The sequence below is a fragment of the Nonomuraea sp. LPB2021202275-12-8 genome (genome assembly GCF_037044575.1).
Taxonomy (GTDB): Bacteria; Actinomycetota; Actinomycetes; order Streptosporangiales; family Streptosporangiaceae; genus Nonomuraea.
This window is the reverse complement of the sequence record NZ_JBAHWD010000024.1, coordinates 107,019-131,846: the sequence shown is the minus strand read 5'-3', so window position 1 is coordinate 131,846 and position 24,828 is coordinate 107,019. Positions and strand designations below refer to the sequence as shown.

Genomic DNA, 24,828 nt, shown 5'->3' with positions numbered 1-24,828 from the left:
AAGGCCATGCTGCCCGAGAGCGAGATCAACAGAGTCCTCGTCGTGACCGCGCACCCGGACGACGTCGATTTCGGAGCAGCCGGCAGCGTCGCCCTCTTCTCCGACAAGGGCATCGAGGTCACGTACCTGATCGTCACGGACGGCGACGCGGGCGGCAACGACCGCGCTCTCGACCACGCCGGCATGGCCGAGCTCCGCAGGGCGGAGCAGACCGCGGCGGCCAAGTGCGTCGGCGTCACCGACCTGCGCTTTCTCGGCTACCCCGACGGCGCCGTGGTGCCCTCTCTGGAGCTGCGCAAGGCCATCGCCAGGGTCATCAGGCAGGTACGGCCGGACCTGGTCATCACGCACCACCCGGACCGCAACTACCAGTTCGTCGCGCCCAGCCACCCCGACCACCGCGCGGTGGGCGGCTGCGCGATGGACGCCGTCTATCCCGACGCCCGCAACCCCTATGCCTTCCCCGACCTGCTCCAGCAGGAGGGCCTGGAGGCGTGGACGGCACGCGAGGTGTGGCTGACGGGCGGCTCCACCCCCAACCACTTCGTGGACATCACCTCCGCCGTCGACCGCAAGCTCGCGGCCTTGCACTCGCACGTCAGCCAGGTGGCGCACGTCGAAGGGTTCGCCGACTTCGTCAGGTCCCGCTCCGCCGCGTGGGCCGAGCAGGCGGGTTTCGGCGAGGGCCGCTACGCCGAGGGCTTCCAGAGCGTCCCGACCACCTGAACGGCGGCCGGGGGCCGGGCCGGATGCAGGGGGTCAGGACACCGATCCCGGCGGCACGACCCACAGCGACGGCTGCCCGGTGACCTCGGCGATGCGGTCGAAGTCACGGTCGTAGTGCAGGAGGGTCGCGTTGTGCACTTCGGCGCAGGCGGCGATCAGCAGATCAGGAGCGCCGACGCCTCGGTGCTGCGAGTTGCGGGCCAGCATCGTCTGGACGTCGATGGCTCGCTCCTCCACCTTGTCGTCCATGGGCAGATGGATGAAGTCCTGCCGCAGGTGCTGGGCGTCGAGCTCGTACCCCGCGGGGTCCCGCGCGCTGTAGAGCACCTCGAGCTGTGTCATCGTGCAGATGGCCAGCATCTTGTCGAGCAGGAGCGGCTTGAGCGCCCGTGCGACGACGGGGTTGGGCATCCGTGCCAGGGCGCTCTTGTCGATGAGGTAGACCACGCCCGCGGCTAGGACGCGTCCTTCATGATCTCCGAATCCAGGAGATCCGTATTGTCCCGCGAGGTCCAGTACTCGAACGCTTCGCGACGCCTTGCCCGTTCGGCGATCTCCGTCAGAGCGACGTGGACTGTCTCTTTCATATTGCTCGTCCCCAACTCCTCCTGGGCCACCTGCAGGAGCTCCTTGTCGATGTCGATAACGGTCCTCATAGGGAACCACCTCCGTAACTCCAGCGTATATCACAGCTCGTGATCTTGATATACGCACTCTCCGCATTCGATCGAACACGTTGAGGCGCGGAGGTGACGTCAGGGCAAGTGTGACGGTCGGCTCCGGCCGGCTGCCGCGTCGGTGGAGGATCTCCACCCCGCGGATGAAACACCCGACACGACCGGGGGATCACCAGCGCTGCCGCGCCTCCTCCGCCCAGCCGGTCAGCCCGTCGAGCTCGATCCACGCGCCGTCGTCGGCCCGTGCCCGCCCGGCGAAGTGCCCGAAGCACTGGTGTGTCTCCGACCCCACGACGCCCAGCTCGGTCCTGGCCACCCGCTCGTGGAACGGCGTGAACTCCACCTCGACCCGCTCCCCGCTGATCCGCCACGGCCGCAGCCAGTCGCCCCGGTCGTAGCGCCACGACAGCTCGTCGCCGATCTTGTGCAGCCGCCCGTCCACGAACAGCGCGTTCTCCGTCATCCCGGTCCCGGCGGTCCATTTGCCGCCGAGCTGGATCGCCCTCCCGGGCGCGCTGCCCGCCGCCCAGTTCCAGACCATCGAGTACGGCCAGCGTCCCCTGCCATGGTCGAGCACCGCGAAGGAGTCCTCCTCGCGCACCACGTGCTCCCCCGACTCCAGCTTCAGCCGCCCGCGCACCGGCCGCCCGAGGTCCTTGACCGTGTACTGGAACCGCCGTGGCCCCCACGGCACCACCACGCCGAGTGACTCGTGCCCCTCGGGCAGCGGGATCTCCAGGTCCACCTCGACGCCCGGCGCGAGCGCGCGCAGGGTGGTGCCGCCGGGTCGCTGCTCGATGTCGATGGCCAGCCCGCCGCCCTGGGCGCGGGCCGTGCCTTCACCGCTGCGGTCCGGCATGGTGGTGCGGCGCGCCAGCGGCACCACGACGTCCTTGACCGTCTCCGCCCCAGTGGCGCGGTCGAGCACGTAGACGCCGTGCACGCCCGCGTAGTCCAATGAGGAGGCCACCACGCCGATCACGTGAGCAGGGGTGACGATGCCCCAGTATTCCCAGCGCTTGGTCCGTCCCCAGCCGCGCAGGTTGGCGCGGTGGAGCGGCCGGCGCGTCCAGCCGACCGCTTCCGGGTTGAGCCGGCCGTCCGGCAGGCACAGGTCGACGGGCGCGGTGATCTCCCGCTCAGGGGTCAGCATGAGCGAAGGCTACTGGGCGCGACCTTCGTGAGTCCTCGCCGCGAGCCGGGCGAACAGGTAGCCGAGAGAGTTGGTCGCCAGGTGCAGCATGGACGGCGCCAGCAGCCCGCGGTGGCGCCGAAGCTCGCAGAACAGAACCCCCGCCACCGCCGTGGACAGCACGCTGCCCGCCACCACCCGGGCCGTGTCGAGGTGCCCCGGCGACTCCCCCGCCGTGAGAGCGCCGAGCGCGGGATTGGCGCGGGCCATGTCGATGGCCGGCAGGATGTGCCACAGCCCGAACAGCCCGGACGACACGGCCGTGGCGGCCGCGGTGCCGTGGGTGCGCCGCACCATCCCGTACAGCGCGCCGCGGAAGCCGACCTCCTCCAGCAGCACTGTCCCCAGCGGCACCTGCACCAGCGCCTCCTCCAGGACCCGCGCCCGGGTCAGCGACAGCGCCCGCTCATCGTGGAAGAAGGGCCGGGTACGCGGCACGTTGATGCCCACGGTGTAGACCGCCGCCACCCCCGCGGCCAGCGCACCGCCGACCACCGCCCCCTTGCGCCCGTGCTCGAACCCGAGCTCCTCCCAGGACAGCCCAGACCTGCGGGCCATCGCCACCAAGGCCGCGGTCGCCGCGGCGGAGGTGAGCGGTCCGAGCCGCGGCGCGACCTTGTTGTTGAGCACGTTGGCCGCGACCAGCACGGCGATCGAGCGGAGCAGCATCCCTGCAGGCTACGTCGAACCGGGCGCCGACCGGCGCCCGCGCGGAGATCGACGTGACGAGCGCACAGGGGTCCTCCGGGATCCACGCCGGCCTATGAGGCCGCGGGGCTGCGCCAGCCTGCGGGGAAGCGGGTGCGGCGGCGCTCCTCGGGGGTCAGACCACCCCAGATGCCGTCGGCCTCGCCGGCCTTTAACGCGTAGGCACGGCACTCGGCCAGCACCTGGCAGGCGGCGCAGACTGCCTTGGCGCGTGCTTCCTGGGCGGGCGAGGGTGCGAGCGGGAAGAAAAGCTCGGGGTCGCTGGACTTGCAGGCGCCCCTTCGCAGCCAGCCGATCTCCTCCAATGGCATACGACAACGCTATGACGTGCCCATGATCAGTCGCATCATCCTGTGGGCTGACACACGTGTACATCCCCAGCGGGTGCCGGGCCGTGTCCGTACGTCATGCTCAGCAGGCGCCGACACCTCGGGTGTAGCCCGTCGCGAACGAGCGCTGGCGCTGCTCGGCCGTGCCGTGCGCGGCCGGGTTCAGCCAGTCGTCCGTGGGATCGCCCGCCGCCTCCAGGTTCAGCATCAACTCGTCCTCGTCGCCCGGCTCGGCCGTCAGAGCGCCGGAGTCGATGAGGGCTTTGAGCGTGCCTCCCGCATAGCAGTCGGCCTGGAGCTCGATCTGGACGTTGAGCTGGAAGCCGGTCTGGAGCTGGGCCTGTACGGCGTGGCCGAACTCGTGGGGAATGATCAGATAGACCGATCCGTCACCCATCTGGCTCCACAGTCCCTCCATCCAGGACTGGTCGTAGGCGATGAAATGGCCGAGTGGACAGTAGAAGGCGTTGTTGGGGACGGCGGGCTCTCCCCCACAGCTCGGTCCGGAGTCTCCGGAGTAGGGGATGAATCGCGAAATAGGCCGATAAGTCTGTCCAAGTGCGGCGAACTGCTGCTTCCAGAACTCCTCGCTCAGAGCCCTGGCCCCCTGTACGTCGTCCTCGAACGAGTCGGCGCCCCGCACATCCCTCGACGGCGCCTCCTCCAGGCCACATCCACCCAGCATCAGGGAGAGCAACGCGGCAAGCAGCACCGTACGCAGCACGACAGGCCGCACAGGAAAGACCGAGGCGGACCGGATGGGGGGCGGCGACGTGACGGAGGGGCGCGCGTGGGGAGTGGTCACGAGGTTCAGACTGCCCACGTATGGACGGGCTCATTCGTGTGCATGCGCTCGATGTACTCCAGCGTCATGGCGCGCAGCGCCTCGTGCCGGTCGCCGCCGAGGGCGCGCACCTTGTCCACCTGCCAGGTCGCCCCGGTACGGCCCGTCAGGCAGCGGCCCTCGATGACGCCCAGCAGCCTGTCGGCGACGGCCCCGTCCACGCCCCAGCGGGCGAGTCCTTCGTGGGCCATGGGCAGCAGCCGGCGCAGGATCAGCTCGGACGCCGGGACCTCGCCCATGCCGGGCCAGTAGAGGCGGGCGTCCAGGCCGTGGCGGGCGGCGCTGGTGAGGTTCTCTTCGGCGGCGGCGAACGACATCTGGCTCCAGATGGGCCGCTCGATGTGCGGCAGGATGCTCATCAGGCCGTAGTAGAAGGCGGCGTTGGCGGCGACGTCCACCACGGACGGGCCGGCCGGCAGGACCCGGTTCTCCACGCGCAGGTGCGGCTTGCCGTCCACGACCGCGTAGACCGGACGGTTCCAGCGGTAGATGGTCCCGTTGTGCAGCGTCAGTTCGGGCAACTGCGGGGTGCGTCCCTGCTCCAGCTCCGCCCGCGGGTCCTCCTCTTCGCACAGGGGAAGCAGCGCCGGGTAGTAGCGGACGTTCTCCTCGAACAGGTCGAAGACACTGGTGATCCAGCGCTCGCCGAACCACACGCGCGGGCGCACCCCCTGGGCTTTCAGCTCGTCCGGGCGGGTGTCGGTGGCCTGCTCGAACAGGGTGATCCTGGTCTCGCGGTGCAGCTCCTTGCCGAAGAGGTACGGCGAGTTGGCCGAGACGGCGACCTGGGGGCCGGCGATGGCCTGGGCCGCGTTCCAGTGCGCGGCGAAGGCCGGCGGGCTGACCTGGAGGTGGAGCTGGACGCTGGTGCACGCGGCCTCGGGGGCGAGGCTGTCGGCGCGGGTGTCGAGCCGTTCGATGCCCTCGATCGACAGGTGCAGGTCCTCGCCCCTGGCGGCGAAGATCTGCTCGTTGAGCAGGCGGTAGCGGGGGTTGGCCGAGAGTGTGCCCTCGCCGATGTCCTGCTCGCGCAGCGTCGGCAGGATGCCGGTCATGACCAGGTGGGCGCCTTCGGACCTGGCCCGCTCCTCGGCGTGGTTGAGCCGGGCTCTGACGTCCTCCTCCAGGTAGAGCGCGCCGAGACCGCCGAGGTCCTGCGGCTCGACGTTGATCTCGATGTTGAACTGGCCCAGCTCGGTGGCCCAGTCGGGGCGTGCGATCGCGGCCAGCACCTCGGCGTTGCGCATGCACGCCTCGCCGTCCGGGTCCACGATGTTGAGCTCGATCTCCAGCCCTGCGAGCGACCGGTCATTCTCGAACCGGGATTCGCGCAGCATCTGGGCGAAGACATCTAGGCATCGTCGTACTTTTTCCCGATAATTCCGGCGGTCGTCCCGACTGAACACGACGACTGGCACATCCCTGCCCATACCAGGAAATGTCGCACGCCAAGCCCGGCAAAACCAGCGCTCCCGCCCGATCATTGCCCAGTCCTGGCGCCCGGATAACGGTCGGCGCCGCCGGCCCCTTTCCGGACCTGGCAGTTCACACCAGACGGCGCGCCGTGGCCCAGCGGGACAACTCGTGCCGGTTGGACAGCTGCAGCTTGCGCAGCACCGAGGAGACGTGCGTCTCGACCGTCTTGACCGAGATGAACAGCTCCTTGGCGATCTCCTTGTACGCGTAGCCGCGCGCGATCAGCCTGAGCACCTCGCGCTCGCGCTGCGTCAGCGAGTCGAGTTCGGGGTCGATGGAGGGCGCCTCCGACGAGGCGAACGCGTCGAGCACGAACCCCGCCAGCCGTGGCGAGAAGACCGCGTCCCCGTCGGCCACCCGGCGGATGGCGTCGGTGAGCTCCTTGCCGCTGATGTTCTTGGTGACGTAACCGCGGGCGCCGCCCCGGATGACACCGATGACGTCCTCGGCCGCGTCGGAGACCGACAGGGCGAGGAAGCGTACCTGGGAGCCGGAGCCGAGCACCCTGCGCAGCACCTCCTGACCGCCGCCCCCCGGCATGTGCACGTCGAGCAGCACCACGTCGGGCTGCAGCTCGGCGATCGCCTTGACGGCCGTGTCGACGTCCTCGGCCTCGCCCACGACCTCGATCGAGTCGCCCAGCTCAGCCCGCACTCCGGATCGGAACAGCCGATGATCGTCGACGATCAGCACCCGCGTCATTGCTTTTCCACCTTCATCGTCAACATCACTTCTGTGCCCTCACCAGGTTCGGTGCGTAGTCTCGCCGTGCCGCCGTGGCGTTCCATCCTGCCGATGATGGACTCCCTGATCCCCATCCTGTCCACCGGCACCGACTCGAGATCGAAACCCTTACCCCGATCCTTCACGAAAATCGTGACTGTTTCACCCTCTACCTCCGCGTAAACGGAGATGGATGAGCTCTCAGAGTATTTGGCGGCGTTGACCATCGCCTGCCGGGCGGCCTTGAGCGTGGCGGTGAGCCTGCCCTGGGCGTCGAGATCGATGTCGCCCACGCAGACGACCTCGATCGGCACGCTGTGCGCGTCCTCCTCCTCGGCGGCGATCCTGCGCACGGCGGCGGCGAGCGTCGCGTCGGCGTCCTGCGCCGGCTGGTAGAGCCAGTTGCGCAGGTCGCGCTCCTGGGCGCGGGCCAGGCGGGTGACCTCGCGCTGATCGTGCGCGACGCGCTGGATCAGGGTGAGCGTGTGCAGCACCGAATCGTGCACCATCGCGGCGACCTCGGCCCGCTCCTCCTGCCTGATGCGCTCGCGCCGTTCGAGCTGCAGCTCCTTCCACAGGCCGGCCAGCCACGGGGCGGCGATGACCAGGAGCCCGCCGACCACCACGGCCGTGAACAGCAGGCCCTGCCCGGCTTCCTGCAGCTGTCCTTCCACGACGAGGAAGCCGATCGCGCCCACGACCACGAGCACGACGCCGAGCAGCGTGCGCACCCGGTTGGTCCGGATGCTCTTGGTGGCTCCGCTCACCCAGTTCTTGCGGCGTTCGGGATCGGCCTGCTGCCACAGGATGAGCCCGCCGATGCCGCCGACGGCGAACGGCAGCATGCCGATGCCTCCCCGGGAGGCGCCGGTCAGGAAGCCGAACGCGAACAGGGCCACGCCGATCGCGGTGAACGCGGCCAGCTGGCTCCAGTCGCGGGCCGGTGCCTGCTGGCCCTCCTGCGGCTCGCGCGGCGTGATCATCCAGAGCACCGCGTAAGCGACCATGCCGACCCCGTCGACCACGCTGAGCAGCACGAACATCAGCCTGAGCACCACAGGATCGAGCTTGAGCTGCGAGGCGAGCCCCTGGGCGACGCCGCCGACTAGGCGGCCCTGCCTGGGGCGCATCATGCGGCGGAAGGGCGCGTCGGCGCCGGGCTCGGCGAGAGTCTTCTGGTCAGCCATAACATCGCCATCGTCACATGTCATGGCCGTTCGGGGCATCAGGGAACAACCCCCGGGTCGGGTCAGGGGTGTCCCGGATGCAGTTCACTGTCCACAGGGTCCACGATGGTGGCATGACGCAAGCACCGCCCAGGGAACCGGCCGCTCCCCCCCACACGCTGCGACGCAGCAGTGAGGGGCGATTCCTCATGGGAGTCTGTGCCGGCCTGGGGCGGCACACCGGCATCGACCCCGTGGTGTTCCGCGTGGGATTCGCCATGCTCCTGTTCGGCTCGGGCATCGGGTTGTTCCTCTACATCGCGGCGTTCCTGCTGATGAAGGAGCCGAACGGCAAGCCCGGCCTCATCGAGCAGTGGACCCGCCGCGACTTCGACGCCGACACGGTGCTGGCGCTGATGACCGCGGTGCTGGCACTCGGCCTCGGCCTCAACCTGTCCACGGTCTGGCTCGACACCGGCACGCTGGTGGTCGGCCTGGTGCTGGCCATCGCGCTGCTGGCCGCGCATGCCGCGGGCGTGGACCTGCTCGGGCTCGCCCGCTCCATGCCCGAGCGCCTCAACCGCAGATCGCGTCCGGACGACCTGGCCGAGCCGCCCGCGAAGGACGTGTCGTCGGTGCCGATGGCGCGGCCCGCTCCCCCGGACCCGTTCGCCGAGCCCGCCGCGGCGGTCCACGCGACCTCCGCGCCGGAGGCGTCCGAGGACCTGACGGTCCCCGAGCCTGACGCGCCCGCCGCCGAGACGGCTCGGTTCCCGACGGCCGCCGCGGAGCCCCCGCGGGACAAGGTTCCGCCGTTCGAGGAGACGTACGACAAGACCGACGGGGAGACGCGCGAGGAGTCGTACGGGGAGCCGTACAACGAGCCGCGCGAGGAGCCGTATCGCCGCCTGGAGCCCAGGACCGCCACGCACGCCGCCTACGGCGAGCCGTTCGCGCCGCGGGGCCCGTACCAGCCACTCGATCCGACGAGGCGGGCCGGCTACTCGCCGTACGACCCCGCCCTGTACGGCCGGCCGGTCACGCCGCCGCGCGTGAGGCGCCCCAAGTCGTTCATCGGCGCCATCACCATCCTGCTGGCAATCATCATTGGAGGGATCGTCGTGGCGGTGCAGGCCGCATCACCCACGGGAGTGCATCCCACGATCGTCGCCGGTGCGGTGCTCGTCACCATCGGCGGCGGCCTGCTGATCGCGGCCTGGTGGGGCCGGGGCGCCGGTCTGGTGGCCGCGGGCACCGTGGTCGCGGTGCTGATCGGGGTCGGCCTGATGTTCGGCGGCCTGCCGTCGAAGGTGGGCGCGTCCGTCTGGCACCCGACCAGGGCGGCGGAGTCGAGCAGGCTCTACGACGTGGGCGTGGGCGACGGCACGCTCGACCTGTCGGAGCTCCGGCTCGACCCGGGCTCGCGCGTGACGTTCAACGCCTCGATCTCGGTGGGCCAGCTGGACGTGATCGTGCCGTCCACGGCCAGGGTGGAGGTGCACGCGACCAACAAGATCGGTGACATCCAGGTGGACCAGTCGCTGCGAGGCGGCGTGGACGTCCAGTTCGACAAGGTGCTCGACCCCGAGGTGACACCGAAGGGCGAAGTCGCCACGATCGTGCTGAACCTCAAGGGCGGCCTCGGCGACATGGAGGTGCGGCGTGCCGCGTGACCTCGACAGGCCCCGCCGGCTGCACCGGACGGACTGGATGGCGCTGCTGAGCGGCATTCTCTTCATCGTGCTCGGCATCCTGGTGCTGACCCGTTCGATCACGGATCCGCTGGTCCTGCTGCCGGTCACGGTGGTGGGGCTGGGCTTCGCGGGGCTCGTGTCGATCCTCGCCAGGGTGATCCGCGGTAAGTAACCCTTGACCGGGAAAAACCCGGGCGTACGTTGGCGTTGTCCGCCTTTCCCCCTGCTCCTGAGGGAGGACGTATGCCCCGAATCACCGTCACCGTCGACGGGATCGCCTACGAGGAGGATGTCGAGCCGCGACTCCTCCTCGTTCACCTACTACGAGAACGGCTGGGCAAGACCGGCACCCCTGTCGGTTGCGACACCAGCAACTGCGGCGCCTGCACCGTGATGCTCGACGGCAAGACCGTCAAGAGCTGCTCGGTGCTGGCCGTGCAGGCCGACGGCTCCGATGTCGTCACCATCGAGGGCCTGGGCGCGAACGGCTCGATGCATCCGATGCAGCGGGCCTTCCACGAGGAACACGCGCTGCAGTGCGGCTACTGCACGCCCGGCATGGTCATGGCCGCGATCGACCTGCTCAGGGACACACCTGAGCCGTCGGAGGAGGCCATCAGGGAAGGCCTGGAGGGCAATCTCTGCAGGTGCACCGGTTACTGCAACATCGTCCGCGCGGTACGTCGGGGCGCGCAGGAGATGGGGCAGGCGGTGAGGACCCCATGACCGAGGTCGGCAGAGCGAGGAAGCGCAAGGAGGACGCCCGGCTGCTGACCGGGCGCACCCAGTGGACCGACAACCTGCAGCAGCCGGGGATGCTGCACGTGGCCTTCCTGCGCAGCCCGATGGCGCACGCGAGGATCACCAGGGTGGACGTGTCGGGGGCGCGCGGCCTGCCGGGGGTGGTCGCCGTGTTCGGCGGCCAGGATCTCGCCGAGGAGCAGGGCAGCCTGCCGTGCGCCTGGCCGGTAACGGAGGATCTGGTGATCCCGGACCACCCGCCGATGGCGGTGTCGGAGGTCCGGTACGTGGGCGAGGCGGTGGCCTGCGTGGTCGCCACGGACCGCTATCTGGCGGCCGACGCGCTGGAGGCGATCGAGATCGACTACGAGCCGCTGCCCGCGGTGGTCGATCTGAACGAGGCCCTGGCCGAGGACAGCCCGAAGGTGCACGAGCAGGGCAACCGGGCGTACACGATGAAGATCACCTCCGGTGACATCGACGCCGCTTTCAGGGACGCTCCCGTCGTCATCGACAGGACGTATGTGCAGCAGCGCCTGATCGGCGCCGCCATGGAGCCCAGGGCGGTGGTGGCCGCCACCGACGGCGACTCCTTCACCCTGTGGTCGTCCACGCAGATCCCGCACGTGCTGCGGGTGATGCTGGCCATGACCACCGGCATTCCCGAGCACAAGCTCAGGGTGATCGCGCCGGACGTGGGCGGCGGGTTCGGCACCAAGCTGCAGGTCACCGCCGAAGAGGTGCTGTGCCTGCTGCTCACCCGCAGGCTCGGCAAGCCGGTCAAGTGGAACGAGTCGCGCTCCGAGGGCAACATGACCGTCCACCAGGGCCGCGGCCAGATCCAGCACATCCAGCTCGCGGCCGAGGCCGACGGGCGCATCCGCGGGCTGCGCGTGGACCTGCTGGCCGACATGGGCGCCTACCTGGTGCTGCTCACACCGGGCATCCCTCTGCTCGGCGCGACGATGTTCAACGCCATCTACAAGATGGACGCCTACGAGTTCGGCTGCACCGGCGTGTTCACCACGAAGATGCCGACCGACGCCTACCGGGGCGCGGGCCGGCCCGAGGCCACCTTCGCCATCGAGCGGATCATGGACGAGCTGGCGGCCGAGTTGAAGGCCGACCCGGTGGAGGTGCGGCGACGCAACTGGATCAAGCATGAGGAGTTCCCCTACACCACCATCTCCGGCCTGACGTACGACTCGGGCAACTACGAGGCCGCGACCGACAAGGCGATGTCGCTGTTCGGGTACGACAAGCTCCGGGCCGAACAGGCCGACCGGCGCGACAGGGGCGACCCCGTCCAGCTCGGGATCGGCGTCAGCACCTACACCGAGATGTGCGGGCTGGCCCCCTCCCGCCTGCTGAAGGACGCCCGGTTCGCGGCGGGCGGCTGGGAGCACGGCTCGGTCCGCATGCTGCCCACCGGCAAGGTCGAGGTCATCACCGGCACCTCACCCCACGGCCAGGGGCACGCGACGGCGTGGAGCCAGATCGCGGCCGACGCGCTGGGGGTGCCGTTCGAGGACATCACGGTGCTCCACGGCGACACCGCGATCTCGCACAAGGGCATGGACACCTACGGCTCGCGCTCGCTGGTCATCGGCGGTGTCGCCGTGCTGCAGGCGTGCGAGAAGGTCAGGGAGAAGGCCCGCAAACTGGCCGCGCACGTGCTCGAGTGCTCGCCCGACGACCTGGAGTTCGCCGACGGCGCGTTCAAGGTGCGGGGCACCGACTCGCAGCAGACGATCCAGGAGCTGGCGTTCGCGGCGTTCACCGCGCACGACCTGCCCGACGGGGTGGAGGCCAGGCTGGACTCGGACGCCACGTTCGATCCGGACAACTACTCCTTCCCGCACGGCACCCACCTGTGCGCCATCGAGGTCGACACCGAGACGGGCAAGGTGAAGATCCGCTCGTACGTGGCCGTCGACGACGTCGGCAAGGTGGTGAACCCGCTGATCGTCGAGGGCCAGGTGCACGGCGGCATCGCCCAGGGCGTCGCGCAGGCGCTGTTCGAGGAGGCCGTGTACGACGCGGAGGGCAACCTGCTGACCAGCACGCTCGCCGACTACCTGCTGCCGACGGCGGCGGACCTGCCGGACTTCATGACCGACCGGACCGAGACGCCCGCCACGAGCAACCCGCTGGGCGCCAAGGGCGTCGGCGAGGCGGGCGCCATCGCCTCCACGCCGGCCGTCGTCAACGCCGTCGTGGACGCCCTGCGCCCGCTCGGCGTGCGGGACATCACGATGCCTTGCACGCCCGAGCGGGTCTGGCGGGCAGTGGAAGGAGCACGGCGATGATCCCGGTGCGGTTCGACTATGTGCGTCCCGGCTCGCTCGCGCAGGCGTGCCAGGAGCTCGCCTCGGACGAGGACGCCAAGGTGCTGGCGGGCGGGCAGTCGCTGCTTCCGCTGCTGCGGCTGCGGTTGGCGTACCCGTCCAAGCTGGTCGACGTGGGCCGCCTGCCGGAGCTGGCGGGCGTGCACGACCGCGGCGACCACGTCTTCATCGGCGCGATGGCCACGCACGACGAGGTGCTGCGTTCCGGGGTGGTCAACGCCGACTGCCCGCTCGTGGCGCTCGCCACCGCGACGGTCGCGGATCCGGCTGTACGGCACCGCGGAACGTTCGGCGGCTCGCTGGCGCACGCCGATCCGGCAGGCGACCTGCCTGCGGTGGCGCTGGCCCTGGACGCCGTCTTCGTCGCCAGGTCGGCGGACGGCGAGCGGGAGATCCCGGCGGCCGAGTTCTTCCTCGACTACCTGGAGTCCTCGCTGCGGCAGGGCGAGATCCTGGCCGGGGTGAAGATCCCGAAGCTCGGGGCCGGGTGGGGCTTCCACTACGAGAAGTTCCACCGCACGGCACAGGCGTGGGCGATCGTCGGTGTGGCGGCGGCCGTCAGACGCTCCAACGGCGCGATCCAGGAGGCCAGGATCGCGCTGACGAACATGGCTCCGACGCCCCTGCGGGCTCGCGGGGCCGAGACCGCGCTGCAGGGCATGGAGTTGGGCGGCCAGGTACGGCAGGCGTGCGAGGAGGCGGCGGCCGACACCGCGCCGCCCGGCGATCTGCACGCTCAGCCTGACTACCGCAGGCACCTGGCGCGGGTGCTGACGCACCGGGCCGTGCGGACCGCCGCCGGGTCCGTCTGAAGCCTGTTTCCGTGGGGGCGCACCTCTTCCGGGGCGCCCCCACGGCACGTACGCTCGCAACCAGCGGGAAGGAGCGGATCGATGGCGATGCGGTTCGAGCACGAGTTCACTGTCCCGGTTCCGATCGAGCAGGCCTGGGCGGTGCTGCTCGACGTCGAGCGGGTCGCGCCGTGCCTGCCCGGGGCGACGCTGGACATCTTCGAGGGCGAAGAGTTCACCGGCAGGATGAAGGTCAAGGTCGGACCGATCACCGTCACCTATCGTGGCTCGGCCAGGTTCGAGGACGTGGACAAGGACTCTCACACGCTCACGCTGCAGGCGTCGGGCAAGGAGGCGCGGGGTTCCGGCACCGCGGCCGCGACCGTGAAGGCGCGGCTGACTCCCGGTGACGACTCGACGGTGGTGGCCGTGGAGACGTCGTTCAACGTGACGGGCCGGCCCGCGCAGTTCGGGCGCGGGGTGATGGCCGAGGTCGGCTCGAAGCTGATCGACCGGTTCGCCGCCAACCTCGCCGAGCTGCTCGCGGAGCCGGTGCCCGAGACGCCCAGGGAGGCGCCGGCCGACGACGGCTCGGCCGAACGTCACCTGGCCGCCGTTCCCGGGCCGGACCAGGACGTGCGCCCGGCGGGCACGCTGCGCACCTCGCTCACGCCTGACGAGGAGGCGCTCGACCTGCTGGAGATCGCCGGGAGGCCGCTGCTCAAGCGGGTCGCGCCGGTGCTGGTGGCGCTCGCAGCGCTGCTGCTCATCGGCTGGGTGATCCGCCGGCTTATGCGCTGATTTTCGGCAAAAACACGATCAAGTCCGGACACATCGCCTGAACTGAGGGAATGCCTAACCCCACGTCGTGACACTCGGGGGGATGGCATGCCGGACTGCACCGTTGTCGTGATCACCTACAACGATGCGCGCCGCCTGCCCAGGGCCGTGCGTTCGGTGCTCCGCCAGTCGCTGCGCGACCTGGAGGTGATCGTCGTCGACGACGCGAGCACCGACGAGACCCCCGAGGTCGCCGCCGAGCTCGCGGCGGGCGACCCCCGCGTGCGCTACCTGCGCAGGCAGTCCAACAGCGGCGGCTGCGGCGCCCCCAGGAACGACGGCCTGGACGCCGCCGCCGCGCCGTACGTGATGTTCCTCGACAGCGACGACGAGTTGCCCAGGCACGCCTGCAAGAGCCTGGTCACCGAGATCGAGCGGACCGGCGCCGACTTCGTGTCCGGCCAGATCTCGCGGCTGTACGAGTCGAGCGGACGGCTGCAGGCGTACTACCCGACGCTGTTCGCCAGGCGGCGGGTGGTCGAGGGCATCCGCGAGGAGCCGGCGCTCTTCCTGGACTCCTTCAGCACCAACAAGCTGTACGACGTCCGTTTCCTCAGGGACGCCGGGCTGCGCTTCCCCGAGGACATCCACTACGAGGACCACCCCTTCGCCACCAAGCTGTACGCGCTGGCCCGCCGGTTCGCGGTGGTGCCGTGGGTGGTCTACCACTGGCACCGGGAACCCGGCGGCACCTCCATCTCGCTCAGCATCAAAGAGATGTCCAACGTGCGCCAGCGCGTCATCGCGGCCCGGTTGAGTGACGACATCCTGCGCGCGCACGGCGCGGACGACCTCGTGCCCGCGCGCCAGTTCCGCTTCCTGCGCCAGGACCTGCGTGTCTACCTCAACCCGCTGCCCACCAGAGACCGGGTCTGGATCAAGGAGTTCGCCGCGGTCGTCAGGCCGTATCTGGAGGAGGTGGCACCCGAGGTGCTCGACCGGGCCGAGCCGATGGACCGGGTCTGCTGCCACCTCATCCTCGACGACCGGATCGACGACCTGCGCATCGCCGCGGGCTCGCTGACGGGCGCGAGGGCCGCGCCGCGCGCCACGGTGCGGGCCGACGGCCGCACCTACTGGGGCACCACGGTCTCCCCCGGGATGGACATCACCGAGCTGCGCCTGGCCGAGCTGCCGTACTCGGCGACGCGGTTGCGGCACGAGGTGGCCGAGATCGCCCGCGACGGCGACCGGGTGCGGATGACCGTGCACACCTACGACCCGTTCGGTGTGCTGCCCGTGGAGTGGGAGGCGTTCCTGCAGCTCGGCAGGCGGCGGATCCCGTTGAGACCGCAGCCCTCGGGTGAGGGCGGGTACGTCAGCGAGGTCACGTTCAGTCCGTCGGGCAGGTGTGACCCGCGCGTCGGCTTCACCCGGCTCAGCGACGGCCACACCACCACCGACCGGCTGGTGGTCGAGTCCACCATGAAACCCATCGAGCTGCCGGGCTGCACGGTGAAGGCGGAGGGCTACGCGGCCTACCTGTGCGTGCGGGCGACCCCGGGCAGGCGGTCCCTGCTGCGGCGGATCAAACGCGGGGTGCTGAGGAGGCTCAGCACCCCCGCGATGAAGCTGCGCGTCTACAAGGTGCTGATCAGGGTGCTCCCGCAGCGCGGGGACCTGGCGCTGTTCGAGGCCGACGTCGGCAAGGGCTACACCGGCAGCCCGCGCGCCATCTACGAGGAGCTGAGGAGGCGCGGGCTGCCGATCGAGGTCGTCTGGTCGGTGGCCAGATGCCGCCGCAACTTCCCCGAAGACGCCCGCCTGGTGCGGCGCGGGAGCTGGGCCTACGTCTGGGCCATGGCCCGCGCCGGCTACTGGGTGGACAGCCACGGCTTCCCGCTCGACTATCCCAAGCCGCGCCGTACCCGCTATCTGCAGACCTGGCACGGGCAGGGCATCAAGTCCATCGGGTTCGACGCGCCCGACCTGCGGAGCGACTTCGACAAGCCGCGCGCGCAGTGGCGGGCCGCCGTGGCCCGATGGGACGCGCTGGTCTCGCCGAGCGCCGAGTTCTCCCGCTGCTTCCTGCCGTCCAACGGCTACACGGGCCGGGTCTACAGGTGCGGCACGCCGCGCTGCGACGCGCTCGTGCGCGGCGAGGCCACGGACGACGTCAGGCGGCGGCTGGAGATCCCGACCGGCCGCAAGATCCTTCTGTACGCGCCCACCTACCGCGACCGGGCCAAGGGCAGCGGCCGGTCGGTGCGGGCGGACCTGGAGCTCATGGCGAAGGAGCTGGCCGGCGAGTGGGTGCTGATCCTGCGTACGCACCCGGTGGAGCGCTACCGGCCACCGGAACATCTGCGGCACTTCGTCCGGCCGGCCGGCTCCTACCCGGAGATCAACGACCTGATGCTCGCGTCGGACGCGCTGCTGACGGACTACTCGTCGGTGATGTGCGACTACGCGCTGACCGGCAAGCCGATGCTGTTCCTCATCGACGACTGGGACGAGTACCGGCTGTCGGAGCGGGGCGTCTACCACGACCTGCCGTCGATCGCCCCGGGACCGTGCGTGACCACGAGCGAGGAGCTGATCGGCAAGCTGCGCGACCTGCCCGCCGTGCACGCCGCCCACTCCGGCCGCTACGCGGCCTTCCGCGAACTGTGGTGCGCGGACGAGCGGGGGGACGCGGCGGCCAGGATCGTGGGCGACTTCTTCGTGGGGAGCGAGCGGTGAACGTCGTCTTCGCCTGCCTGGACGCCGACACGCTCGGCGGCACCCAGCAGGTGACGCACACGCTCGCCCAGGGACTCGCGGAGCGCGGCCACGAGGTGCACGTGATCGGCCTGCACCGGGCCGATGCGCCGTTCCGCTACGTCGACGAGCCCCGCTACCGGCAGCACGTGATCAGCCGGGGCCGGGTGGGCCCGCAGGGCGGGCTGGCCCGCAGGCTGGCCGACAACCGGCTCAGGGAACTGCTCGGCCCGATGCGGCCGGGGTACGCGGTGCTGACCTCGCCGTCGGTGGTGAGCCGTCTGTCAGGACTGCTGCCCGGCTCGCTGCGGCCGATCGGCCAGTACCACGGCTCGTACGAGCACGCCCGCGGCTGCTGGCACCTCGGCTCGATCAGGAGGCACTACCCGGATCTCGACCAGGCCGTCTTCCTCAGCGACGACGACGCCTGGCTGTTCTCGGAGCACGCGCTGCTGCCCAACGCCTGGGCGCTGCCGAACCCACTGGCCGCGTGGCCGGAGGAGACGTCGCCGCTGACGACGCCTCGGGTGCTGGGCGTGGGCCGGCTGGAAGGGGTCAAGCGGTTCGACCGGCTGATCAGCGCCTTCGCCAGGTCGGGCGCGCCGCGGCCGTGGCAGTTGCATCTCATCGGCGACGGCGCCGAGCTGGAACGGCTGCGCGCGCACGCGGCCCGTGAAGGGGTGGTGGACCGGGTGGTCTTCAGGGGACGGGTGCCCGCCTCGCTGATGCCGGAGGAGTATCTGGACGCCTCGGTCCTGGCGGTGACCAGCGAGCACGAGGGCCTGCCGATCGTGCTGCTGGAGTCCGCCGCCTACGGGGTGCCCGCCGTGGCGTTCGACGTGTCGGGCGGGGTCCGGTCGGCGGGCCCGGTGCTGGTCCCGCCCGGGGACGTGGACGCCTTCGGTGCCGAGCTGGGCAGGCTCATGGGGTCGGAGCGGGAGCGGCGGCGGGTGGGCGCCGCCGCTCGGGCCGGGGCCGAGGCCTTCCGCCTCGACCACGTCCTGGACCGCTGGGAGTCGCTGTTCCAGCACATCGAGCGCTGAACCGTGCACGCTCCCAGCGTTGTCGGCGCGGCGAGCTCAGCCGGCTCGCTCGGCCAGCTCCGGCGACTCGTTGCGCTGGTGCGGGACACCCGCCAGCGCCCGCTGGCCGGTGGTCAGCATGGCCGCCACGGGGCTGGGCTCGCGCAGCCGGTTGAAGCGGTCGCGCATGGCCTTGCGCATGCGGCTGGCCCGGCGCTTCTGCATCGTCTTCTGGCAGGTCGCGATGTGCTCCTTGGCCGCCGGCGCCGCCCCGGTGAGCTCGTAGCCGTTGGCCTCCAGCCGGTCGCCGAGCATCTGCTCGCAGAGCGCGATCTCCCAGGCTTCCAACCGCTTGGCCCAGCTGCCCACCCGGCTCCGGGTGACTTCGCTGTGCGTGTTGCTGTGCCAGACCTTGTGGGCGGGCACGGCGATGCTGGCCGCCTCGCGCGGCGAGACCATGGCGGGCGCGAAGTCCTCGCCGAGGAACTCGCACAGCTTCTTCAGCTCGGTCGACGGGTCGTCGGTGAGGTGCTCGTAGCGCAGCTCGAAGTAGCTGTCCTGGGGCAGCGTCCGCCTCAGCTTGTCGCCCGCGTCGATGGCCTCGGCCCAGGTGGAGACGGCGTGGAAGGAGTCCAGCGTGTACCAGGGCATCTCCTTCAGCGAGGCCACGCAGTCGCGGCCGTCCCTGATCAGGTGGATGAACTGGGCGTCGGGGAAGAGCCTGAGCAGCAGGTCGGTGTGCTTGACGTAGCTGGGCCGCTTGTCGCCCCAGCGGGCCTTGCCGAACCGGTCGGCGTACATCTTGAACGCCGTGCCGATCACCGAGCCGAGCGAGCCGGGGCCGTCGACGCACTGCTGGACGAACTCGTCCCTGTCGATCTTGAGTTCACGGAACTTGGTGCTGCGGTCGCTCGCGATCCACTCGGCCAGCGAGCGGCGGCGCGAGGCGACGCGCAGGTCGCCGAACGAGCGGCGCCGGTAGTAGGCGGGCATGAGGAACCGCGTCTCGGGCGGCACCGCGAGCCGCGGGTGCGAGTGGAGCATGAGCTGCAGCATCGTGGTGCCGGAGCGCGGGCAGCCGATGACGAATACTGGCCGGTCGGACATGTCGTACTAACCCCCGAAACTTAGACGAGAACGTGCTCTCGGCTCTCCCGGGGCACGCTGTGCCTGCGCGCGAAGAGCCACATCCGGTAGACAAGGAAGATCTCGTTGGCGAGAAGCAGCACGCTGGCCACCACCGAGATCGGGATCAGCGCCGGAGCCCCGATGAGTGGCGCGATCACGAACACCGCGGCGTGAAACTCGATGCCGCTGATGAGGTGCGAACGGACGCGGCGACGGGCCAGAAACCTGTTGAGCCGCCTCATGAAGGAGGGCATCCGGCGAACCGGCCGCCCCTCCCTCGGCGCCGGCACCAGCCCCGGCTCCACCTCCGCCTCGGCCCGCCCCTCCCTGATGACCTCGCGGACACGCTTCATCTGCGGCGCGTTGACGTACCTGAACAGGTCCAGCACGGCCACCGTCGCGCCGAGCACGATGTACCCGGCGTCCCCCGTCAGCGCGTACTGCCCGTAGGCGAGCCCGGCCGCGCACAGCACCACCCGGACCCGGTCACCGACGTAGTCCAGCCAGAGCCCGAAGGGCGTCCCCGTGCCCTTGAGCCTGGCGATCTTGCCGTCAACGCAGTCGATCATGAAGCTCAGGTAGAACAGCACCGCACCGGCCGCCAACCGGTCCGTCGCCAGGAACGCGGCCGAGATCGTGCCGAGGACCAGCGAGAAAACCGTGAGCTCGTTCGGCGTGATCTGAGTGCGGTTGGCGACCACGAGCGCGACCCGGCAGGCGACCGGGTCCACGAAGTACACGGTCCACCAGGAGTCTCTCCGCTTGCGTGTCTCGTGGACGTCATCGAGCGAATAGGTCCTCATGGACTCCAGCATGGCCACAGGTCGCGTTTGAACTATTACTCTCTGGAACTACTGGGGGATGTCCATGCCTCTTCTTGACCATCCCGCCACCGAAAGCCGCCAGGCCCCGTTCTTCTCTCCGTCGCGGAACCCGCCCTTGAACACGAGGCCCCGGATCTCCACGCGCGTCTGCAGCTTCCACGTCGGGCCGCCGCCTTGCAGCCGCCGCGGATCGACCGTGGCCACGAACCCCCACTTGCCCGCCCGCTTGACCTCCAGCGGCACCTTCTGACTGCCGTCGGTGAGCCACACGTTCAGCTTGTCCAGCCGCCGCTTGACCCGATGGATCGCCACCTGCCCGCGCAGCAGGAACTCCTGGCCCGTCCACTCGCACTCGTCGACGGTGGCCAGCAGCTTGAGCTCCGCCTGCGCGTCGTACACCTCGTCGGGGATGGCGAGCCTGCGGTTGCGGAAGTACGGGTAGTCGCCGTACCACTTCGTCTCGCGCCAGCCGCGCGGCACGATGCGGGTGCCCTCGGGCGAGGCTCGCCTGAAGTTGCGCACCCGGCACAGCTGTTTGATCAGGCCGCGCTGCACCAGGTGAAGTTCCAGCCGCCGCAGCGAGGGCGCGGCGGCGCGGGCGGCGGGGCTCAACTCGGCCACCCACTGCCTGGCCAGATCGAGCACCGGCCCGGCGTCGACGCCGCTCTCCAGCGCCTGGAAGAGGAAGAGGATGTCCTTCTCCAGCACCAGGCCGTCGAAGGTGTCCAGCAGCTCGGGCGCCGTGTCGTCGAGGAAGGCGCGCACCGAGCGGATGGCTGCCAGGCGTTCGGCCAGGTTGGACAGCTCGGTGCGCCGCTGGGTGATCGAGACCTCGCCGCTGTCGCGCCTGCGCCAGTGGTAGACGACGTCGTCGAGCACGTCCACGCTCGTGGCCAGGACGTGGGCGCGCATGGCCACCGGCACGTCCTCGTAGATCCCGGCGGGGAACTCCAGCCTGCGCCGGCGCCAGAAGTCCGTCCGGTAGACCTTGTTCCAGACCGTGCGGTCCCTGACGAGCGAGCGCCTGTCCATGATGTGCGTGCACAGCACCCGCCGCCTGAACACCTTCTCGTGCAGCGATGACGGCCCCGGCTCGCCGTCCTCGATCCGCAGCACCGCGCCGCACGCGAGGTCCGAGCCGGTCTCCTGCAACGAGCCCACGAGCAGGTCGTACGCCCCGGGCGGGACGACGTCGTCGGCGTCGGCGAAGGCGAGGTAGGGGGCGCTGGCATGCCGCACGCCCAGGTTGCGGGCGGGACCGGGGCCCTGGTGCGGCTGGTCCAGCAGGACGAACCGGGCGTCGCGGCAGGCGAAGTCCTCGGCCAGCCGCCTGCTGCCGTCGAGCGAGCCGTCGTCGACCATGATGACCTCGAAGTCCTCCAGCGTCTGGGCGGCCAGGGACTTCAGGCATTCGGCGAGGTACGGCTCTACGTTGTAGATCGGGACGATGATGCTGAGCAGGGGGATCATGCCGAGCACTCCTTCGTTCGCTGGGGTGGGATGAGGGCAGGATGCCGCGACGACCCCGCGAAGAAGCGATTCTTTACGCTACGTTGTGCAATGAATCGAGCACAGTACGTAAGGAGAGCCGGTGCTCAGACCCGTCGAGGAGCACGAACTCCCCGCGATGCGCCACTGGCGCAACCACCCGCGGGTGCGGGCGTCGAGCTTCACCACCCACGTGATCAGCGAGGCCGAGCACGCCCGCTGGTGGACCGCGGTGAAGGGCGACCCGGCCAGGCGGGCGCTGATCTACGAGCACCAGGGAGTCGCCGCCGGAGTGGTGTCCTTCTCCGGCCTCGTCCCCGGCAGGCGGAGCGCCGACTGGGCCTTCTATCTGGACCTGGCCGGGCTGGAGGGGTCGGGCGCGCTGCTCGCCGCGTGGATCGGGCTGGAGCGGGCGGCGATCGAGCACGCCTTCGGGCCACTTGGCCTGACCACGCTGCGCGGCGAGGTGCTCGCCTGCAACGAGCCGGTCAGGCGGCTGCACCGCCGGTTCGGGTTCGCCGAGGTGGCCGCGTACGAGCTGAAGCTGGCCGGGCTGTGCCGGGAGGTCGTCGCCATCGAGCTGACCAGAGGGGAAAGCACATGATCCAGATCGCGGGCCGGACCATCGGAGCCGGCGAGCCGCCGTTCGTCATCGCCGAGATGTCCGGCAACCACAACGGCAGCCTCGATCGCGCGCTGTCGATCGTGGACGCGGTGGCCGGCAGCGGCGCGCACGCCCTGAAGCTGCAGACCTACCGCCCGGACACGATCACCGTCGACGCCGACGGCCCCGCCTTCCGCCTGGGCGACGGGCACGAGCTGTGGGGCGGCGAGCGCCTCTACCAGCTCTTCGAGCGTGCCCACACGCCCTGGGACTGGCACGAGCCCCTGTTCGCCAGGGCGCGCGAACGCGGGCTCATCCCGTTCTCCTCGCCCTTCGACCCCACGGCCGTGGAGCTGCTGGAGAGGCTCGACGCGCCCGCCTACAAGATCGCCTCGTCGGAGATCGTCGACCTGCCCCTGATCAGGCTGGCCGCCGCCACCGGCAAGCCGCTCGTCATCTCCACCGGGATGGCCTCCATCGGCGAGATCCACGCGGCGGTCGAGGCCGCCAGGGACGCCGGCTGCGACCAGCTCGCCGTCCTGTCCTGCACCGCCTCCTACCCCGCCTCGCCGGCCGAGAGCAACCTGCGCTCGCTCCCGCTGCTCGCCGGGATCACCGGCGCCGTCACCGGCATCTCCGATCACACCCCAGGGCTCGGCGCCGCGCTCGCGGCCGTCGCCCTGGGCGCCTGCCTGATCGAGAAGCACGTGACGCTGTCGCGGGCGGACGGCGGGGTCGACTCCGCGTTCTCGCTGGAGCCGGCCGAGCTCGCGGCGCTGGTCGTGGAGAGCGAGCGGGCCTGGCAGTCGCTGGGCGACCCGGTCATCGGGCCGCGCGCCTCAGAGCGGGAGGGGCTGCGCTTTCGCCGGTCCCTGTACGTGGTGCGGGACGTGCGGGCGGGCGAGCCCGTGACGGAGCTGAACGTGCGCTCCATCCGGCCCGCCGGCGGTCTGCCGCCCGAGGCCGCGGCCGAGGTGAGGGGCCGCCGCTTCACCCGCGACGCTCCGCTCGGCACCCCGCTCACCTGGGATCTCGTCTGACCTCCAGGAGGGCGTCGGCGACCCGTTCGCGGCCCCGGCCGTCGACCAGGTCCCTGCCCCGCTTGCCGTACTCCGCTCGCAGAGCCGGCGTGGCGAGCAGGCCGGCCAGCGTGGCCACGGCGGCCGGGCCGGGCTCGGGCCCGAGCCCCGCCGCCAGGCCGCCACTCACCAGTGCCTCGTAGCCGACGAGCTGGTTGCCGGCCACCCAGGTCAGCGCGGCGGGAACTCCCAGGTGGAGCAGCTCCCAGCTCGCGGACCCGGCGGCGGTGATCACCAGGTCCGCGGCCGCCATCAGCTCAGGCAGACTGTCGGTCGGCGGGATCACCCGGACGCGGCCCCCCGCCTGGAAGGGGGCCGGGCTGATCACCGTGGCCGCGAACGGCAGTCCCGTCGCGTGCAGCGCCTTCGTCCAGGCGGGCGCGACCCCGGCGCTGTCGGTGCCGCCGAAGAAGCAGAGCACCCGGGGCGCGCTCTCCCCCTGCCGCGCGTGCGGCGACCGGCGGTTGCGGCGGACGCTGTCACGCAGCAGCACGTAACGCGCCCCGGCCAGCCGCACCCCCTCCCGGTGCGCGGACAGCGGGAAGGGACGGTGCTCGGCGCCGAGGTTCTGGTCGAGGTAGAGGTCCGCCTCCTGGCCCAGCGGGTCGCCGTCCACGATCGCCAGCACCACCGCGCCACGCGCCCTGAGCGCCGCGCCCGCACCCGAGGCGAGCGTGTAGGAGTCGAGCACCACCGCGTCGAGACCCAGCTCGCACACCTGTGACGCCAGCGGCTCGGGCTCCCGTGGCGCGGCGAGCAGCGGCAGCCCCCGGGCTCGCAGTTGCGCCGCGGCCCAGTCCGACCCGGACACCTCACCGAGGAAGACCACCTCGGTCCCGCGCGCGCACAGCTCCTCGGCCAGCGCCACGCACCGCACCAGATGGCCGACACCGATCGCGGGCCCGGCGTCGCACCGGATCCCGACGCGCCCTCCCCTCACGCCTCCTGCAGCTCCTTCTGCTCGACGTGCGCGTTGAGGCGGCGGACCTCCGGCCTGGCCCGCAGCCAGTCCACCAGCGCCCGCGCCGGGACGCACCCGTCGCCGAGCTCGCCGACCACGCGGGAGATGAGCCGCCAGTCGTCCTCGGTGTCCAGGGTGACCCGCAGGTCGGCCGCCCCGGGCGGGTAGGCGAGCCCGAGCAGCCGGGCGTCGCCGGGATGGGAGTAGACGTAGGAGGTGACGTGTGCGCGGTGGTGGGCGGCGGCCTCCCGGTCGGCGCGGCGCAGCGCCGGCAGGCCGACGATCTCCACGTCGAGCCCGCGCGGCAGCGTGCCCGCCAGGCCGGTGCTCACGTAGTCGAGCCCGGGGACCGCCCGGTAGACCTGCGCCGCCTCGCGGATCACCGCCGGGTCGAGCAGCGGGCAGTCGGCGGTGAAGCGCATGACCGCGTCACCCGGCCACCGGACCACCACCTGCATGAATCGGGTGAGGACGTCGTCCACCGGCCCCCGATGGCAGGCCACGCCGAGGGCCAGGCACTCGGCGGCCACCGCGTCGTCCACCGCCTGCGTCGTGGTGGCCACCACCAGCTCGTCGACCGCCCGCGCCTGCCGTACGGCACGCACCACCCACCCCAGCACCGACCGGCCGCCGAGGTCCCGCAGGACCTTGCCGGGCAACCGGGTGGACCCCATGCGAGCCTGAATGATTCCGACAATACGCACCGAAGCCCCATTCCCCCGTGTGACCGTGCGTTACTTTTTCGTCGCGCTATGCTACCGGCCAGC

General features: G+C 70.8%; 25 protein-coding genes. 11 read left to right on the top strand and 14 right to left on the bottom strand.

The annotated features are described in order from the left end of the window. Nucleotides 1–726 (top strand): PIG-L deacetylase family protein (locus tag V5E28_RS33885; protein ID WP_336213076.1); only part of this gene is annotated, 726 nt, incomplete at its 5' end. A gap of 33 nt (nucleotides 727–759) precedes the next feature. Here V5E28_RS33885 and V5E28_RS33880 read toward each other — a convergent pair. From V5E28_RS33880 to V5E28_RS33840, 9 genes are all read right to left on the bottom strand, one after another. Beyond that, the gene (locus V5E28_RS33880) at nucleotides 760–1,173 is read right to left on the bottom strand and encodes a PIN domain nuclease (RefSeq protein ID WP_336213075.1); all 414 of its coding nucleotides are present in this window, start codon (nucleotides 1,171–1,173) and stop codon (nucleotides 760–762) included. 8 nt (nucleotides 1,174–1,181) lie between these two features. Beyond that, nucleotides 1,182–1,382, bottom strand: coding sequence for a type II toxin-antitoxin system VapB family antitoxin (locus tag V5E28_RS33875; protein WP_336213073.1), 201 nt, complete (start codon nucleotides 1,380–1,382; stop codon nucleotides 1,182–1,184). A gap of 190 nt (nucleotides 1,383–1,572) precedes the next feature. Beyond that, entirely contained in the window at nucleotides 1,573–2,556 is a 984-nt protein-coding gene (locus tag V5E28_RS33870) for a DUF2804 domain-containing protein (protein WP_336213071.1), read from the bottom strand. A 9-nt stretch (nucleotides 2,557–2,565) separates the two neighbouring features. After that, nucleotides 2,566–3,264, bottom strand: a complete 699-nt coding sequence (locus tag V5E28_RS33865) for a CPBP family intramembrane glutamic endopeptidase (protein ID WP_336213070.1) — start codon at nucleotides 3,262–3,264, stop codon at nucleotides 2,566–2,568. 92 nt (nucleotides 3,265–3,356) lie between these two features. Next, nucleotides 3,357–3,614 carry a WhiB family transcriptional regulator gene (locus tag V5E28_RS33860; protein WP_336213068.1) on the bottom strand — a complete coding sequence of 86 codons (258 nt, stop codon included), beginning with the start codon at nucleotides 3,612–3,614 and terminating at the stop codon, nucleotides 3,357–3,359. 100 nt (nucleotides 3,615–3,714) lie between these two features. Beyond that, nucleotides 3,715–4,437, bottom strand: a complete 723-nt coding sequence (locus tag V5E28_RS33855) for a neutral zinc metallopeptidase (RefSeq protein WP_336213066.1) — start codon at nucleotides 4,435–4,437, stop codon at nucleotides 3,715–3,717. A gap of 5 nt (nucleotides 4,438–4,442) precedes the next feature. Further along, on the bottom strand, nucleotides 4,443–5,813 hold the full coding sequence (locus tag V5E28_RS33850) for a glutamate--cysteine ligase (RefSeq protein ID WP_336213065.1): 1,371 nt from the start codon (nucleotides 5,811–5,813) through the stop codon (nucleotides 4,443–4,445). A 208-nt stretch (nucleotides 5,814–6,021) separates the two neighbouring features. Then, nucleotides 6,022–6,654, bottom strand: coding sequence for a response regulator transcription factor (locus tag V5E28_RS33845; protein WP_336213063.1), 633 nt, complete (start codon nucleotides 6,652–6,654; stop codon nucleotides 6,022–6,024). Beyond that, nucleotides 6,651–7,862 (bottom strand): ATP-binding protein, encoded by a 1,212-nt coding sequence (locus tag V5E28_RS33840; RefSeq protein WP_336213061.1) that lies wholly within the window; start codon nucleotides 7,860–7,862, stop codon nucleotides 6,651–6,653. The genes V5E28_RS33845 and V5E28_RS33840 overlap by 4 nt, the downstream gene beginning before the upstream one ends. A 17-nt stretch (nucleotides 7,863–7,879) precedes the next feature. On the opposite strand from V5E28_RS33840, the gene V5E28_RS33835 reads away from it, so the two are divergent. The 8 genes from V5E28_RS33835 to V5E28_RS33800 all read left to right on the top strand — a co-directional run bounded on the left by V5E28_RS33835 (nucleotide 7,880) and on the right by V5E28_RS33800 (nucleotide 17,998). Beyond that, nucleotides 7,880–9,514 (top strand): PspC domain-containing protein, encoded by a 1,635-nt coding sequence (locus V5E28_RS33835; protein WP_336213059.1) that lies wholly within the window; start codon nucleotides 7,880–7,882, stop codon nucleotides 9,512–9,514. Further along, on the top strand, nucleotides 9,504–9,707 hold the full coding sequence (locus V5E28_RS33830) for a hypothetical protein (protein ID WP_336213058.1): 204 nt from the start codon (nucleotides 9,504–9,506) through the stop codon (nucleotides 9,705–9,707). Before V5E28_RS33835 ends, V5E28_RS33830 begins: the two co-directional genes overlap by 11 nt. Before the next feature lie 71 nt (nucleotides 9,708–9,778). Then, nucleotides 9,779–10,261 (top strand): (2Fe-2S)-binding protein, encoded by a 483-nt coding sequence (locus V5E28_RS33825; protein ID WP_336213056.1) that lies wholly within the window; start codon nucleotides 9,779–9,781, stop codon nucleotides 10,259–10,261. After that, a complete protein-coding gene (locus V5E28_RS33820) occupies nucleotides 10,258–12,585 on the top strand; it encodes a xanthine dehydrogenase family protein molybdopterin-binding subunit (RefSeq protein ID WP_336213054.1) in 2,328 nt (775 codons plus the stop codon). The genes V5E28_RS33825 and V5E28_RS33820 overlap by 4 nt, the downstream gene beginning before the upstream one ends. Next, nucleotides 12,582–13,436, top strand: a complete 855-nt coding sequence (locus tag V5E28_RS33815) for an FAD binding domain-containing protein (RefSeq protein ID WP_336213052.1) — start codon at nucleotides 12,582–12,584, stop codon at nucleotides 13,434–13,436. The genes V5E28_RS33820 and V5E28_RS33815 overlap by 4 nt, the downstream gene beginning before the upstream one ends. Before the next feature lie 81 nt (nucleotides 13,437–13,517). Next, a complete protein-coding gene (locus V5E28_RS33810) occupies nucleotides 13,518–14,216 on the top strand; it encodes an SRPBCC family protein (protein WP_336213051.1) in 699 nt (232 codons plus the stop codon). 87 nt (nucleotides 14,217–14,303) lie between these two features. Next, entirely contained in the window at nucleotides 14,304–16,937 is a 2,634-nt protein-coding gene (locus tag V5E28_RS33805) for a bifunctional glycosyltransferase/CDP-glycerol:glycerophosphate glycerophosphotransferase (RefSeq protein ID WP_336213049.1), read from the top strand. Then, nucleotides 16,934–17,998 (top strand): glycosyltransferase, encoded by a 1,065-nt coding sequence (locus tag V5E28_RS33800; protein WP_336213048.1) that lies wholly within the window; start codon nucleotides 16,934–16,936, stop codon nucleotides 17,996–17,998. Before V5E28_RS33805 ends, V5E28_RS33800 begins: the two co-directional genes overlap by 4 nt. A 36-nt stretch (nucleotides 17,999–18,034) precedes the next feature. Here the strand turns inward: V5E28_RS33800 and V5E28_RS33795 are convergent, their stop codons facing one another. The 3 genes from V5E28_RS33795 to V5E28_RS33785 are packed head-to-tail and all read right to left on the bottom strand — an operon-like array spanning nucleotide 18,035 to nucleotide 21,399. After that, on the bottom strand, nucleotides 18,035–19,084 hold the full coding sequence (locus V5E28_RS33795) for a sulfotransferase family protein (protein ID WP_336213046.1): 1,050 nt from the start codon (nucleotides 19,082–19,084) through the stop codon (nucleotides 18,035–18,037). A 20-nt stretch (nucleotides 19,085–19,104) separates the two neighbouring features. Next, a complete protein-coding gene (locus V5E28_RS33790; protein ID WP_336213044.1) occupies nucleotides 19,105–19,908 on the bottom strand; it encodes a CDP-alcohol phosphatidyltransferase family protein in 804 nt (267 codons plus the stop codon). A 48-nt stretch (nucleotides 19,909–19,956) separates the two neighbouring features. Beyond that, a complete protein-coding gene (locus V5E28_RS33785; RefSeq protein ID WP_336213042.1) occupies nucleotides 19,957–21,399 on the bottom strand; it encodes a glycosyltransferase family 2 protein in 1,443 nt (480 codons plus the stop codon). Between the two features lie 121 nt (nucleotides 21,400–21,520). Here V5E28_RS33785 and V5E28_RS33780 point away from each other — a divergent pair, with 121 nt between their 5' ends. Then, nucleotides 21,521–22,021 carry a GNAT family N-acetyltransferase gene (locus tag V5E28_RS33780; RefSeq protein ID WP_336213040.1) on the top strand — a complete coding sequence of 167 codons (501 nt, stop codon included), beginning with the start codon at nucleotides 21,521–21,523 and terminating at the stop codon, nucleotides 22,019–22,021. Then, a complete protein-coding gene (gene pseI, locus V5E28_RS33775; protein WP_336213038.1) occupies nucleotides 22,018–23,061 on the top strand; it encodes a pseudaminic acid synthase in 1,044 nt (347 codons plus the stop codon). Before V5E28_RS33780 ends, pseI begins: the two co-directional genes overlap by 4 nt. On the opposite strand, the gene V5E28_RS33770 is transcribed toward pseI, so the two are convergent. After that, a complete protein-coding gene (locus tag V5E28_RS33770) occupies nucleotides 23,042–24,040 on the bottom strand; it encodes a PseG/SpsG family protein (protein ID WP_336213036.1) in 999 nt (332 codons plus the stop codon). The genes pseI and V5E28_RS33770 overlap by 20 nt on opposite strands. Continuing rightward, nucleotides 24,037–24,765 (bottom strand): glycosyltransferase family protein, encoded by a 729-nt coding sequence (locus tag V5E28_RS33765; protein WP_336213034.1) that lies wholly within the window; start codon nucleotides 24,763–24,765, stop codon nucleotides 24,037–24,039. The genes V5E28_RS33770 and V5E28_RS33765 overlap by 4 nt, the downstream gene beginning before the upstream one ends. Between the last annotated feature and the right edge of the window lie 63 nt (nucleotides 24,766–24,828).